This window comes from Cupriavidus campinensis (assembly GCF_905397395.1).
GTDB lineage: Bacteria > Pseudomonadota > Gammaproteobacteria > Burkholderiales > Burkholderiaceae > Cupriavidus > Cupriavidus campinensis.
Window position 1 is genome coordinate 32,559 of record NZ_CAJPVH010000024.1, and the last position, 13,475, is coordinate 46,033.

Consider the following 13,475-nt stretch of genomic DNA (forward strand, 5'->3'; position numbering starts at 1 on the left):
ATGGACGTTGTCGACAAGGCTACGCGTTCCCGGATGATGGCCGGAATCAGATCCAAGGATACGAAGCCGGAGTTAGCTGTGCGTCGCTTCTTGCACCGGCGTGGATTCAGGTACACGCTGCACGACAAGAAATTGCCCGGGCGGCCGGATCTGGCGCTGCCCAAGTACCGGACTGCCATTTTCGTCCACGGCTGTTTCTGGCATCGTCATCCAAGATGCAGGTACGCGACCAATCCGCGGTCCAACGATCAGAAGTGGCAAATGAAATTCGAAGCGAACGTGTCTCGGGACACGAAGAATGTCGAAGCGTTACGAGCTGCTGGCTGGACCGTAATTATAATCTGGGAATGCGGGCTACGGGAGGCGAATGCGGTAACCCAGCTCGCATGGTTACCTGACATCATCACCGGAATGCCGGACGCGGTTTATGAATGGCCGGCTCGTGGCAATGATGTAGCGAAGCAGCGAGAATTTCTAAGCTGAGCACCAATAAAAGCAGGCGTTCAAACGTGCTCTGAATTGGTCGAATGGGCAAAAATTTGATCGTGGGGAAGGGACTTTCTGAACCGGCCTTGAGTCCCGCGCATAGCAGTAGCCCCCACTGATGCAGATTGCCGCAGCGCGAACAGAGGCAGTGGCATTGCGCCCGACCTTATTGCCAAGCCACATGGCAGCAGCGGCATTGAGCAGGCGCACGTTCTGGTTAAAACGGAGCGCCTGAGCGCTATCCAAACCTGCGCCTGCGACCCGGGGACTTCCTTAAGCGGCCGCTCCTGCCAGTGACGACCGTCGGCTTGGGGTCGAACCAAGACTCTCAACTTTCCCGCGCGCTCGCGCTTTCATTTACTCGATTTTGCGCCACAGCAGGACAGCCCACGGAATCCACCTACACACAAAAGGCAAATGGACCCCTTTTGCGCCCTAGTTAATGTGGAACGACAAACGGCTCACTCGTAACTGCACCGACAATCGCTGCCGGCTTGAAATCCACCACACCTGAAGATCCATCAGGCATCGTTGCGTGGATAGGAGGATCAAGGCGAAGCGTCCCGGCGATAGATGGGATCTGCAAACCGGTCCAAATAACTTCGTGCCTTTCCTTTATCTGCCGCGTCTCCTTACCTACCAGCCGGCTGCCCCTTGGAATTACAACATTCTGGTAGAAATCGTACACATCCCTTGAGACCTGAGCCGTAACCATTACTGCATCCACATTTAGCAAGACAAGGGGAATGTACGTACCCGAAACCACCTCAAACGGCTGCACCTGTCTTGCCGAAAGCCGAATAGGCTCCTCTAGCTGAAGCACTTTTGGCTCAACGGCAAGCGCTGACGTAACAAGGACGGGCGCTGCAAGCAAAGCGAATGTGGATCTCAAATTCTTCATTTCCCCTCCCGTGAGACTTTCACTTCGCATTCTACAGTCAAGACGTCGACAGCTGATACTTTCATCACAGATGGGAGGGCAATTTAGCCGAGCTTTTTCGCGAGTTCTTCGGCACGCGGGTGATAGTAACGCTTGAGCATCCTCAGGTCCCGGTGCCCGGTCACGGCAGACAACTCTAGGACATTCGACAGCTTCTCGGCCAGCCGGGAAGCCCCCTCGTGACGCGTATCATGAAAGTGAACATCAACAAGAAAGCCGGCCAGCGGCTTTCGCTTGGCCTCCCTACAATCGGCGATGTACTGCTCCTGCGCGCGCGTGATGGCTCGCGTAAAACCCTTGCGAAGCGCCAAGGCAGTTGTCGCAAAGACCTTCCCTGTACGCGTAGCATCAGCCACATCTGCGTCTGCATCGGGCGAGGGAAGCGCCTCAAGGATGCCAACTGCCTTGGTCGAAAGAGGCACCGTACGGGCGTCACCATTCTTTGTGTCGGGCAGATGTGCGGTCTGGCGCTTCAAGTCCACGTTTTCCCAGTCAAGGGCAAGCAACTCACCGCGGCGCATGGCCGTTTCCATGGCGAGCCGGACAAGCGGCATTAACCACGGGTTGCGAGCCCCCTTACTGAACGTGCCATCAGCCTGGCGAGTCCCACCCGTTAAGGCGGCGAGCAAGTAGGCCTCCTCATCTGCTGAAAAGCGACGATCTCTCGCCTTGGCCTTGTCGGGGCGCTTCACATACCGAATTGGATTCTCGACGTGGATGCCCCATTCGCGGCGGGCATGGTTAAACACCGTGGACAGCACGTCGATCTCGCGATTCACGGTCGCCCCACTGACCGTCTTGAGGCGACGGTCCCGCCAGCTGGCCACAGCGCTGCTAGTGACGGCAGACATCTTGAGCTTGGGGAGAATTGCGTCACCTAGGATGACGTTGATCTTGATCGACTCGATATCGGCCGACTTCTTGGAAGGCGTAACCTCCCTCCGATACCTCTGAAGCACATTTCCAAGCGTGTTTTTTTCAGCCTCGCGACGATCCACGAAGCCGGTTGTCTCCAGTTCGCGCTCGATGGTCCGCACCCACTTCTCGGCGTCTTCCTTGTACATGAACGTGCGGGATTGATTCGGAAACCCCTCTTTCCGAACCTTCGCCTGCCATTGAAGCTCCCCTCGCTTGGTGATCGTGCCCATTCCAAACTGTCCCAAAATTGTCCCAACAAATGATACTTTTGCCTCACACTCCCGTCAAATAAGCGACTCATAGTACGTTCGGGACGTAGAGGCCGGAGGTTCGAATCCTCTCACCCCGACCAGATTTCGATGTCATGCGCCAGCGTGATGTCCACGAAAAAGCCGCACAGCAATGTGCGGCTTTTTTCGTTTCCCGCCCCCCTTCTCCTTCCCCCGCGCAAGTAGGGTTGCGGACGTGTCGCGCAAACGCCAACGCGCCCGCCCCGTCGCTTTACAAAAAGTGACCCCGACGGCAAACTGCCCCGGTCCGGGACCCTTTGCACCCGATCCCGCCGCAGTCAAACGCGCCGCCGGCCGGCTTCATCCGATCGTGCGCTTATCGCTCGTATTTCGCCATGACACTAGGCCTTGCGCTCGCCCAGAGCCGACGGATCGCCCCCGCGCTACTCGCGCAGCTTGAGCAATCGGCCCGGGAGAAGAAGTCGCAGCTGATTGACGAGATCATCGGCAGCGGCACCATGTCTGCCCACGACGTGGCCATCTTCGCCGCCGACAAGTACCAGTTGCCGCTGCTGGACCTGGCCCAGTACAACCTCAACCGCGTGCCGCCCGCGCTGGCCGGCAACCGCGAATTCCACGCCCACCGCCTGCTGCCGCTGGGCCGCCGTGAGAACCGGCTCATCGTGGCGCTGTCCGACCCGACCAACCAGGCCGGTGTGGACGCCATCAAGCAGAAGTTCAACCTGCCGGTGGAAACCGTGGTGGTGGAGCACGACAAGCTGATGAAGCACGTGCGCGCCGCCGGCGAGGCGCTCGGGACGATGAAGAACATCTCCCCCGTGACGCCCACCGCCACCAAGATGATCGAGTACGACCCGGTGGCCGCTGCGGCCGGCGCCCGCAAGGGCACGCCGGGCAACGAAATCGACGATGCCCCCGTGGTGCGCTTCCTCCAGAAGCTGCTGACCGAAGCCTTCCAGCGCGGCGCATCGGACTTGCACTTCGAGCCCTTCGAGTTCTTCTACCGCGTGCGCTTCCGCGTGGACGGCGTGCTGCAGGAAGTGGCGCGTCCGCCGCTCGATATCCGCGACAAGATCGCCACCCGGATCAAGGTGCTGTCGCGCCTGGACATCTCGGAAAAGCGCGTGCCGCAGGACGGCCGCATGAAGCTGCTGCTCTCGCTGCCCAAGGACAAGGACGCCAAGGAGGTCATCGAGAAAGCGATCGACTTCCGCGTCTCCACGCTGCCCACGCTGTTCGGCGAGAAGATCGTGATGCGGATTCTGGAATCCTCGTCCGACAAGCTCGACATCGACCAGCTCGGCTACGAGCCCGCGCAGAAGGCGCTGCTGCTGGAGGTGATCAAGCGGCCGTACGGGATGGTGCTGGTCACCGGCCCCACCGGCAGCGGCAAGACGGTGTCGCTCTATACGTTCCTGAACATGCTGAACCAGGGCGACATCAATATCTCCACGGCCGAGGATCCGGCGGAAATCCAACTGCCCGGCATCAACCAGGTGAACGTGAACGACAAGGCCGGCCTGACCTTCGCGGCGGCGCTGAAGTCGTTCCTGCGGCAGGATCCGGACATCATCATGGTCGGCGAAATCCGCGACCTGGAAACCGCCGATATCTCGATCAAGGCCGCCCAGACGGGCCACCTGGTGCTCTCCACGCTGCACACCAACGACGCCCCGACCACGCTCACGCGCCTGATGAACATGGGCGTGGCGCCGTTCAACATCGCGTCGTCGGTGCTGATGATCACGGCGCAGCGGCTGGCGCGCCGGCTCTGCACCTGCAAGCGTGCGGGCGACATTCCCAAGCCGGCCCTGCTCGACGCCGGCTTCACCGAGGCCGACACCGACGGCAGCTGGCAGCCCTACCACCCGGTGGGCTGCGAGCGCTGCAATGGCAGCGGCTACAAGGGCCGCTGCGGTATTTACCAGGTCATGCCGATTACGGAAGCCATGCAGCAGATCATTCTGTCGCACGGCACGGCGCTGCAAATCGCCGAGCAGGCGCGCCGGGACGGCGTGCTATCTTTGCGGGAATCTGGCCTGCTCAAGGTCAAACAGGGCGTCACGTCACTCGAAGAAGTGCTGGCGACCACCAATACGTAAAACAATAGTCAATAGACATTAGTCGGGGGTCAAATCATGGCGACGCGCGCACCAGCGGCGGGCGCCCGGACGGCAGCGCCGTCGCGGGCCAAATCAGGGCGGAAGGCGCCCACGCAATACATCTTCGAGTGGGAAGCCAAGGACCGGAAGGGCAAGGGCTTCAAGGGCGAGCAACGGGCCGAAAGCCAGGCGGAGGTCGTCGCCACGCTGCGCAAGCAGGGGCTGACCGTCGTCAAGATGAAGAAGCGCAAGGCGGCGCGCGGCAAGAAGATCACCGAGAAGGATATTGCGTACTTCACGCGCCAGCTCTCGACCATGCTCAAGGCCGGCATTCCGCTGCTGCAATCGATCGACATCATCGCGCGCGGCCACGCCAACCCCAATTTCACCCAGCTGCTGTCCGACATCCGCTTCGACATCGAGGCCGGCAGCAGCATGGCCACGGCGTTCCGGCGCCAGCCGAAGTACTTCGACACGCTGTACTGCAACCTGATCGACGCGGGTGAGCAGGGCGGTATTCTCGATGCCCTGCTGGAGCGCCTTTCGCTCTACATGGAAAAGACCATCGCGCTGAAGAGCCAGATCAAGTCCGCGATGATCTACCCGATCTCGGTGCTCTGCGTGGCCTTCGCCGTGACCGTGGTGCTGATGCTGTTCGTGATTCCGGCGTTCAAGGGCGTGTTCTCGAGCTTCGGCGCCGCCCTGCCTGCGCCGACGATGGTCGTGATCAACATGTCCGACTTCTTCGTCACGTACTGGTATCTGGTGATCGGGATACCGATTGCCTCGATCATCTTCTACATCCGGGCGCGCAAGACCTCCGAAAAGGTCCAGCGCTGGCACGACAAGGCACTGCTGAAGCTGCCGATCTTCGGCAGCCTGTTCCGCAAGGCCGTGATCGCACGCTGGACCCGCACGCTGGCCACGATGTTCGCCGCCGGCACGCCGCTGGTGGAGTCGATGGAATCCGTGGCCGGCGCCGCCGGTAACTGGCTATATTACGATGCCACGCGGGAAATCGAACAGGCCGTGCGGATCGGTACCAGCCTGACCAACGCCATGCAGGCCACGCACGTGTTCGACAACATGGTGCTCCAGATGACGCAGATTGGCGAGGAGTCTGGCGCGCTGGACAACATGCTGCTCAAGGTGGCGGAATTCTACGAGCGCGAGGTCGATGACGCCGTGGCGGCCATCTCCAGCCTGATCGAGCCGCTGATCATCGTGATCCTGGGCGTGCTGATTGGCGGCATGGTGGTGGCGATGTACCTGCCGATCTTCAAGCTGGGCCAGGTGGTGTGACCGATGCAGGCTGTATCCGCGCTTGAAGCCGTGCCGCCGCTGTTCCTGATCGTGGCGGCCGGCCTGCTGGGCCTGCTGGTGGGCAGTTTCCTCAACGTGGTGATCCATCGCCTGCCCCGGATGATGGAGCACGACGAGGCCAACTATCTGGCCGAACTCCGAGACGAGCCGCTGCCCCACCCGGACCGCTACAACCTCATGGTGCCGCGCTCGGCCTGCCCGCACTGCGGCCACCAGATCGCCGCCTGGGAAAATGTGCCGGTGATCAGCTACCTGCTCCTGCGTGGGAAATGCTCGGCCTGCAAGGCGCCCATCGGTATCCGCTATCCGCTGGTGGAACTGGCCACGGCCGTGCTGAGCGCGCTGGCGATGTGGCATTTCGGCGCGACCGTGCAGGCGCTGGCCGCCATCGTCATGGTCTGGAGCCTGGTCGCGCTGACCATGATCGACGCCGACACCCAGTTGCTGCCGGACCAGATCACGCTGCCCCTGCTCTGGCTCGGGCTGCTGCTGAACCTGAACGGCGCCTTCGCGCCGCTGGCCGATGCCGTGATTGGCGCCGCCGCCGGCTACCTGCTGCTGTGGAGCGTCTACTGGCTGTTCAAGCTCGTGCGCGGCAAGGAGGGCATGGGTTATGGCGACTTCAAGCTGATGGGCGCGCTGGGCGCCTGGTTCGGCTGGCAGGCGCTGCCGGCGCTGGTGCTGCTGTCGTCGATCGTGGGCGCGGTGTTCGGCATCGTGCTGCTGGTCGTGCGGCGCCAGGGCCGCGAGACGCCGTTCCCGTTCGGGCCGTTCATCGCCGGCGCGGGGCTGATCGTGCTGTTCTTCGGCGCCGATGTGCTGCCGCTGGGGCTGACCTTCAGCCGCTGACGGGAAAACTGGTATCGTTGGCGCCATTCCTCCACGCTACCGACACGCTTCTCCATGCTGGAAATCGGACTCACGGGCGGCATCGGCTCCGGCAAGACCCGCGTTGCCGACATGTTTGCCGCACGCGGCGCCGCGCTGATCGATACCGACCTGCTCGCGCATGAAATCACCGCGCCCGGCGGCGCCGCCATCGGCCCGCTCGTGGCGGCGTTCGGCCCCGGCTGCCTGCGGCCGGACGGCGCCATGGACCGCGACGCCATGCGCGCCCTGGTCTTCTCGGACCCCACGGCCAAGGCCACGCTCGAGGGCATCACCCATCCGCTGATCCGTTCGCTGACGGAGTCCCGTGCCGCCGCCGTCCGCGCGGGCGGCCAGCATCCGTATCTGATCTATGTGGTGCCGCTGCTGGTGGAATCCGGCAGCTGGCGCGCCCGCGTGGGCCGCGTGCTGGTGGTCGACTGCCAGGAAGAGACCCAGATCGCCCGTGTGATGGCGCGCAACGGCTTCACGCGCGCGCAGGCGCTGGCGATCATGGCCCGGCAGGCCACGCGCGCCGCGCGGCTGGCCGTGGCCGACGATGTGATCGACAACGACGGCCCGCCCGAAGCCCTCGCGCCCCAGGTGGCGCGGCTCGACGCCAAGTATCGCCAGCACGCCGGCTAGCACGGCACGCCCCGAGTACGCCGCACGGGCAGATTGCATTTGTCCTCGGGGCGCGACTCGCATAGAATGCGCTGAACATGCCGGGAAAAGCGTGCTAACTGACGGATTTTCCGAAGTTCCGCCAGACCGCCGTCCTCCGGCACTCGATTGAAACTGCCCTTCGGCTTCCGGCCCCTCGGCGCGCAGCACGGATACCTCCCTTGATCCTGTACGAATATCCTTTCAACGAACGCATCAGGACGCTCCTGCGCCTGGAAGACCTGTTCGATCGGCTGGATTATTTCCTCGGGCAGGTTCACCCGCAGCAGCATCACGTGGCCATTACGACGATCTTCGAGATCATCGACGTGGCCGGCCGCGCCGACCTCAAGACCGACCTGATCAAGGAACTGGAGCGCCAGCGCCAGGCGCTCTCGCCGCTGCGCGCCAATCCGCAGATCGACCAGGACGCGCTGGCCAACGTCATTGCCGAGATCGAACAGGGCATTACCGCGCTGAACCAAACCGTGGGCAAGGCTGGCCAGCTGCTGGCCGACAACGAGTGGCTCACGAGCATCCGCAGCCGCGCCATCATCCCGGGCGGCACCTGCGAATTCGACCTGCCGGCCTATTTCGCGTGGCAGCACCGCCCTGCCGAGGACCGCCAGGCCGATATCCTCAAGTGGGCGCGCCCGCTCACGTCGCTGCGCATGGGCACGTCGATCGTGCTGCGGCTGCTGCGCGAGTCCGGCCAGAGCGGCAAGGTCATCGCCACGGGCGGCAGCTACCAGCAGATGCTGTCAGGCCGCAGCTACCAGCTGATGCAGGTCTACCTCGACGACTCGCTGCTGGCCTTCATCCCCGAGATGAGCGCCAACAAGTACATGCTCTGGGTCCGTTTCACCCAGCAGGACGGCGACATGCGACCGCGTTCGGTCGATGCCGACATCCCGTTCCTGCTCAAGCTCTGCAATTTCTGAAGTCTTCCCGATGCCAGCCGTCGTCAAATGTCCCACCTGCGGCAAGGATGTGCCGTGGGTGCAGGAAAACAAGTTCCGTCCCTTCTGCTCCGACCGCTGCAAGCAGATCGACCTGGGCGCCTGGGCGGCCGAGAAGTATGTGATTGGCGGCAAGCCCGGCGAGACGCCCTCGGCGGACCTGCCCGAAGACGAGGACGACTGAGCGGCGCCCCGCCGCCCGGCCTCTCCTGACTACCGCGCCGCCAGCACGCGCCGGTAGAATCCCACGCAGACCAGCACGAAGACCGCCAGCCCCAGCCACTCGGCTGTGGTGGCAAACCCCGCGTCGACCAGCGCCAGCGGCGCTTCCTTGCCGGACAGGCCGATGATGCCCGCCAGCGCCACACCGACCAGACTCTCCCCGACGATCAGCCCCGACGCCAGCAGCGTGCCGCGCCGCTCGGCGTGCGCCACCGCCAGCGTCACGTCATCGCCACGTGCCTCGGCGCGGCGGCGCTCGCCCCGCAGCAGCCACCACGACAGCACCGCGCCCACCACCAGCGCAGAGCTGATGGTCGGCGGCAGGTAGATGCCGATGCCCACCGCCAGCACGGGCAGGCGCGCCACGCCGCCCCGGCGGCGCAGCATTTCGTCGATGGCAATCAGCACCACGCCCAGCGCCACGCCGATCAGGATCATGGTCCAGTTCAGCTGGTGCGTGAAAATGCCCGTGGCGATGGCCGTCATCAGCGTGGCCTGCGGCGCCGCGAGTGCCTGGCCGGGGTCCATGTCGGCCCGGGGCAGCGCGCCGGCAAAGCCGTACGCGTTGTAGAGCAGCTCCAGCACCGGCGGAATCACCGCCGCGCCCACGGCGCAGCCGATCAGCAGCGCCACCTGCTGGCGCCACGGCGTGGCGCCGACCAGCCAGCCCGTCTTCAGGTCCTGGAGGTTGTCGTTGGCAATCGACGCCACCGCCACTACCGCCGACGTGGTGAAGATGGCCAGCGCAATCGCGAATCTGCCGCCTTCCGGCGTGCCCATCAGCCCGTCGAGCGTGCCCACGCCGAGGATCAGCAGCGACACCAGGATCACGGCGATGATGCCGATGCCCGAGATCGGGCTGGCGGACGAGCCGACCAGCCCCGCCATATAGCCGCAGGCCGCCGCCACCAGGAAGCCGAACACGAAGGCAAACAGCACGGCGCAGGCCACCAGCCGCCACATCGCGCCGGCATCGAGCGGCGACGGGGCGAGGAAATGGCCAAACGTGACCGCCAGCACGGCCAGCAGCACCAGCGTGATGGCGCCGATCCAGACCGCCGGCAGGTCGCGCTGGGTCCGGGCCATCTCGCCGCCCTCCTCCGCGCCTTGGCCCCGGCCGTTCCCGCGCAGCGCGCCCATCGACGCCCGCACGCCCTCGACCATCGGCTTGAACAGCGTGGCGAGCGTCCAGATCGCGGCAATCCCGATGGTGCCGGCACCGATAAAGCGTGCCTGCGAGCTCCAGACCGAGGTACCGAAGCTCGCCAGCGTGGCCCCGGCCGGCATCGGCGTGATCGCGGTCAGCCACGGCACGGCGACGCCCCAGGTGAGCACAAGGCCCAGCAGCATGGCCAGCCCGCCGACGATGCCGACCAGATACCCGGCGCCGACCAACGCCAGCGAGAACCCCATCGACAGCCGCACCACCGATGCGCCCGCAGCCAGCCACGCATTGGCCCCTTCGGCCAGCACACGCAGCCCGCCCGCCGCGAAGCTGAACAGGCCCGCCGCCACGCCGCCGGCTAGCAGGTCGGCCAGTCCGGTGGCCTGCCGGGTCTCGCCGGGCGCCTGGCTGGCGCTGCCCACGCGCAGGATCTCGGCCGCCGCGACGCCCTCGGGATACGGCAGATCGCTCTTCACGACCATCGCGTGACGTAGCGGAATGCTGAAAATCACGCCAAGCATGCCGCCCGCCGCGCAGATCGACAGCGTCTGCCAGAACGGAAAGCCCTGCCAGTGGCCGAGCATCACCAGCCCCGGCAGGATGAAGATGATCGACGACAAGGTGCCCGCGGCGGACGCCTGCGTCTGCACCATGTTGTTCTCGAGGATATTGGCGCCCGGAAACAGCCGCAGCACGGCCATCGAGATCACGGCGGCCGGAATGGCGGAGGAGAAGGTCAGGCCGACTTTCAGGCCGAGGTAGATATTGGACGCAGTGAACACCACGGTGATCAGCGCGCCCAGGATGATGCCGCGTAGCGTCAGCTCGGGCAGGGAGATGGCATCGTCGATGCGGTCGACACGTTGCATTGGGCCTCCAGTGTTTATTGTTCAGCTTCTGGTGACGGGGGCGACGGGACTGGCATGCGGCCACTCAGGGCGTGGGGCGCTCCTCCGCGAGCCATGCCACGACCGGGATCGTCGCCGGCAATAGCGGGCCGACATCAACCGGGGCGTACTGCCATGAGAACGCCTGGCCTTCGCGGCCGACCGGCTGGCCAACCCAGTCGGTGACCTTGCAGAAATAGAGCCGCACATAGGCGTGCGGGTAGTCATGTTCGAGCGTATGCCAGCGCTCGCTGCGCGTGACGTCGAGGCCGAGTTCCTCGTGCAGCTCGCGCGTCAGCGCGGCCTCGACGGTCTCACCCGGCTCGAGCTTGCCGCCCGGGAATTCCCAGTAACCCTCGTACGGCTTGCCCGCCGGGCGTTGCGCCAGCAGGAAGCGGCCATCGGGCCGCACCAGCACGCCGACGGCCACCTCCGTGACCGGGCGCGCCTGGCCGTCCGCGGAGACCACCGTGCCAGCGCCGCTCATGCCTGGGGTTCCACGTCGGCCACGAACGGCTTGCCGTGCTTGCCACCCCAGTCGCGCGCAAACTGCCACGCCACCCGGCCCGAGCGCGAACCGCGCTCCAGCGCCCAGACCAGCGCATCGCCACGCGCGGCGGCAATGTCCTCGGCGCTGCAGCCGAAGTGCCCCAGCCAATGGCCGACGATGGCCAGGTACTCGTCCTGCTTGGGCGGATAAAACGACAGCCACAGCCCGAAGCGCTCGGACAGCGAGATCTTCTCCTCGACCACCTCGCCCGGATGGATTTCGCCATCGGCCGTGTGCTGGTAGGTCTCGTTGTCCTTCATGTACTCGGGCAGCAGGTGGCGGCGGTTGGACGTGGCGTAGATCAGCACGTTGTCCGACTGGGCGGCCACCGAGCCGTCCAGCGCGGACTTCAGCGACTTGTAGCCCGACTCGCCGTCCTCGAACGACAGGTCATCGCAGAAGATCACGAAGCGCTCGGGCCGCTGGGCCAGCTGTTCGACGATATCGCCGAGGTCACCCAGGTCGTCCTTGTCCACCTCCACCAGCCGCAGCCCCTCCTTCACATACGCGTTCAGGCAAGCCTTGATCAGCGACGACTTGCCGGTACCGCGCGCGCCGGTCAGCAGCACGTTGTTGGCCGGCAGCTTCTGCACGAACTGGCGCGTATTGGCGACGATGGCGTCCTTCTGGCGCTCGATGTTCTTGAGATCGTCCAGATGGATCGGCGGAAGCTGCTTGATCGCCTGCAGATAGCCGATGTTGCCGAACAGGCTCTGACGCTTGCGCCAGCGGAACGCTACCGCCTCCTGCCAGTCCGCGTCGCTGAGTTGCGGCGGCAGCCATTGTTCCAGTCGGGCGAGAAAGCTATCGAGGCGGGCAGCAAGGTCAGACATGGCGGGGGCGAATTCAGGAAATTACGAACGATAGTCGGCGTTGATCGACACGTAGTCGTGCGAAAGGTCGCAGGTCCACACGGTGGCTTCGGCATTGCCGCGGCCCAGTGCGATGCGCACGGTGATTTCGGCCTGCTTCATCACGCGCTGGCCGTCTTCCTCGCGGTAGTCGGGGTTGCGGCCGCCGTCGCGGGCCACCCAGACGTCATCGAGCCACAGGTTCACGCGATCGACATCAAGGTCGTTCACGCCGGCGTAGCCCACGGCGGCCAGGATGCGGCCCAAGTTGGGGTCCGAGGCGTAGAACGCGGTCTTGACCAGCGGCGAGTGCGCCACCGCGTAGGCGATCTGGCGACACTCGGCCACGTTGTTGCCGCCTTCCACGCGAATCGTCATCAGCTTGGTGGCACCCTCGCCGTCGCGCACGATCATCTGGGCCAGTTCCTGCGCCAGCGACGTCACGGCGTCGCGCAGCGCGGCGAAGGCCGGGCCGTCGGCGCGGTCGATGGATACCCCGGCCTTGCCCGTGGCAATCAGCACGAACGAGTCATTGGTGGACGTATCGCCATCGATCGTGATGCTGTTGAACGAGTGGTCGGCGGCGTGCGACACCAGCGCCTGGAGCACCGGCTGCGCCACGGCGGCGTCCAGCGCGATGAAGCCGAGCATGGTCGCCATGTTCGGGCGGATCATGCCGGCGCCCTTGCTGATGCCGGACATCGTGACCGTCTTGCCGTCGATCTGCACCGTGCGCGACGCGGCCTTGGGCTGTGTGTCGGTGGTCATGATCGACTCGGCGGCGGCCAGCCAGTTGTCGGCGCGTGCATTGGCGATGGCGGCCGGCAGCGCGGCAGTCAGGCGATCGACCGGCAGTTGCTCCAGGATCACGCCGGTCGAGAACGGCAGCACCTGGCTGGCGGCGATGCCAAGCTGAGCGGCCAGCGCGTCGCACGTGGCGCGCGCAGCCTTCAGGCCCGGCTCGCCGGTACCGGCGTTGGCATTGCCGGTGTTGACCACCAGCGCGCGGATGCCCGGGCCCGTGGCCAGGTGCTCGCGGCAGACCTGCACCGGCGCGGCGCAGAAGCGGTTCTGCGTGAACACGCCGGCCACGGTGCTGCCCTCGGCCACGCGGACCACGAGCACATCCTTGCGATTGGCCTTGCGGATGCCCGCCTCGGCCCAACCCAGCTCCACGCCGGCAACGGATTTCAAATTCTCTGCCTGGGGCAGCGGCAGGTTCACGGGCATGTGCGGCTCCTTGGTTGCATCTGACAAATATGCCCGCTTGCGCGGGCATTGTGCGGTCTGT

13 protein-coding genes are annotated in these 13,475 nt (G+C 64.8%); 7 read left to right on the forward strand and 6 right to left on the reverse strand.

The genetic code is table 11. From position 1 onward, the window contains the following. On the forward strand, positions 1-483 hold the full coding sequence (locus KHO18_RS15225; protein WP_211943464.1) for a very short patch repair endonuclease: 483 nt from the start codon (positions 1-3) through the stop codon (positions 481-483). A 442-nt stretch (positions 484-925) separates the two neighbouring features. Here KHO18_RS15225 and KHO18_RS15230 read toward each other — a convergent pair whose 3' ends face one another. Together KHO18_RS15230 and KHO18_RS15235 are read right to left on the reverse strand one after the other, a co-directional pair. Then, the gene (locus KHO18_RS15230; protein ID WP_211943465.1) at positions 926-1,387 is read right to left on the reverse strand and encodes a TrbI/VirB10 family protein; all 462 of its coding nucleotides are present in this window, start codon (positions 1,385-1,387) and stop codon (positions 926-928) included. An 83-nt stretch (positions 1,388-1,470) separates the two neighbouring features. Beyond that, positions 1,471-2,574, reverse strand: a complete 1,104-nt coding sequence (locus KHO18_RS15235) for a site-specific integrase (RefSeq protein WP_211943466.1) — start codon at positions 2,572-2,574, stop codon at positions 1,471-1,473. Between the two features lie 395 nt (positions 2,575-2,969). Between KHO18_RS15235 and pilB the strand changes: the two genes are divergently transcribed. From pilB to KHO18_RS15265, 6 genes are all read left to right on the forward strand, one after another. Beyond that, on the forward strand, positions 2,970-4,697 hold the full coding sequence (gene pilB / locus KHO18_RS15240; protein WP_144201289.1) for a type IV-A pilus assembly ATPase PilB: 1,728 nt from the start codon (positions 2,970-2,972) through the stop codon (positions 4,695-4,697). Between the two features lie 36 nt (positions 4,698-4,733). Then, positions 4,734-5,999, forward strand: a complete 1,266-nt coding sequence (locus tag KHO18_RS15245; protein ID WP_144201287.1) for a type II secretion system F family protein — start codon at positions 4,734-4,736, stop codon at positions 5,997-5,999. 3 nt (positions 6,000-6,002) lie between these two features. After that, on the forward strand, positions 6,003-6,869 hold the full coding sequence (locus tag KHO18_RS15250) for a prepilin peptidase (RefSeq protein ID WP_144201285.1): 867 nt from the start codon (positions 6,003-6,005) through the stop codon (positions 6,867-6,869). Positions 6,870-6,923: 54 nt separating this feature from the next. Next, a complete protein-coding gene (gene coaE / locus KHO18_RS15255; protein WP_144201283.1) occupies positions 6,924-7,532 on the forward strand; it encodes a dephospho-CoA kinase in 609 nt (202 codons plus the stop codon). Positions 7,533-7,732: 200 nt separating this feature from the next. After that, complete coding sequence (gene zapD, locus KHO18_RS15260; RefSeq protein WP_144201281.1) at positions 7,733-8,491, forward strand: cell division protein ZapD; 759 nt, start codon at positions 7,733-7,735, stop codon at positions 8,489-8,491. 10 nt (positions 8,492-8,501) lie between these two features. Continuing rightward, on the forward strand, positions 8,502-8,693 hold the full coding sequence (locus KHO18_RS15265) for a DNA gyrase inhibitor YacG (protein ID WP_144201279.1): 192 nt from the start codon (positions 8,502-8,504) through the stop codon (positions 8,691-8,693). 29 nt (positions 8,694-8,722) lie between these two features. Here KHO18_RS15265 and KHO18_RS15270 read toward each other — a convergent pair whose 3' ends face one another. The 4 genes from KHO18_RS15270 to argJ form a co-directional block, all read right to left on the reverse strand. Beyond that, on the reverse strand, positions 8,723-10,765 hold the full coding sequence (locus KHO18_RS15270) for an OPT family oligopeptide transporter (RefSeq protein WP_211943467.1): 2,043 nt from the start codon (positions 10,763-10,765) through the stop codon (positions 8,723-8,725). A gap of 64 nt (positions 10,766-10,829) precedes the next feature. Beyond that, positions 10,830-11,270, reverse strand: coding sequence for an NUDIX domain-containing protein (locus KHO18_RS15275; protein ID WP_144201275.1), 441 nt, complete (start codon positions 11,268-11,270; stop codon positions 10,830-10,832). After that, complete coding sequence (locus tag KHO18_RS15280; protein ID WP_144201273.1) at positions 11,267-12,166, reverse strand: ATP-binding protein; 900 nt, start codon at positions 12,164-12,166, stop codon at positions 11,267-11,269. Before KHO18_RS15280 ends, KHO18_RS15275 begins: the two co-directional genes overlap by 4 nt. A 21-nt stretch (positions 12,167-12,187) precedes the next feature. Then, positions 12,188-13,414 (reverse strand): bifunctional glutamate N-acetyltransferase/amino-acid acetyltransferase ArgJ, encoded by a 1,227-nt coding sequence (argJ, locus tag KHO18_RS15285; protein WP_144201271.1) that lies wholly within the window; start codon positions 13,412-13,414, stop codon positions 12,188-12,190. Positions 13,415-13,475: the final 61 nt, after the last annotated feature.

Excerpts from the sequence above, each read along its gene's own strand:
- KHO18_RS15265 (WP_144201279.1), top strand. The coding sequence starts at position 8,502 with ATGCCAGCCGTCGTCAAATGTCCCACCTGCGGCAAGGATGTGCCGTGG.
- pilB (WP_144201289.1), top strand. The coding sequence starts at position 2,970 with ATGACACTAGGCCTTGCGCTCGCCCAGAGCCGACGGATCGCCCCCGCG.
- KHO18_RS15235 (WP_211943466.1), bottom strand. The coding sequence starts at position 2,574 with ATGGGCACGATCACCAAGCGAGGGGAGCTTCAATGGCAGGCGAAGGTT.
- KHO18_RS15225 (WP_211943464.1), top strand. The coding sequence starts at position 1 with ATGGACGTTGTCGACAAGGCTACGCGTTCCCGGATGATGGCCGGAATC.
- KHO18_RS15280 (WP_144201273.1), bottom strand. The coding sequence starts at position 12,166 with ATGTCTGACCTTGCTGCCCGCCTCGATAGCTTTCTCGCCCGACTGGAA.
- KHO18_RS15275 (WP_144201275.1), bottom strand. The coding sequence starts at position 11,270 with ATGAGCGGCGCTGGCACGGTGGTCTCCGCGGACGGCCAGGCGCGCCCG.
- argJ (WP_144201271.1), bottom strand. The coding sequence starts at position 13,414 with ATGCCCGTGAACCTGCCGCTGCCCCAGGCAGAGAATTTGAAATCCGTT.
- KHO18_RS15250 (WP_144201285.1), top strand. The coding sequence starts at position 6,003 with ATGCAGGCTGTATCCGCGCTTGAAGCCGTGCCGCCGCTGTTCCTGATC.
- coaE (WP_144201283.1), top strand. The coding sequence starts at position 6,924 with ATGCTGGAAATCGGACTCACGGGCGGCATCGGCTCCGGCAAGACCCGC.
- KHO18_RS15270 (WP_211943467.1), bottom strand. The coding sequence starts at position 10,765 with ATGCAACGTGTCGACCGCATCGACGATGCCATCTCCCTGCCCGAGCTG.
- KHO18_RS15230 (WP_211943465.1), bottom strand. The coding sequence starts at position 1,387 with ATGAAGAATTTGAGATCCACATTCGCTTTGCTTGCAGCGCCCGTCCTT.
- KHO18_RS15245 (WP_144201287.1), top strand. The coding sequence starts at position 4,734 with ATGGCGACGCGCGCACCAGCGGCGGGCGCCCGGACGGCAGCGCCGTCG.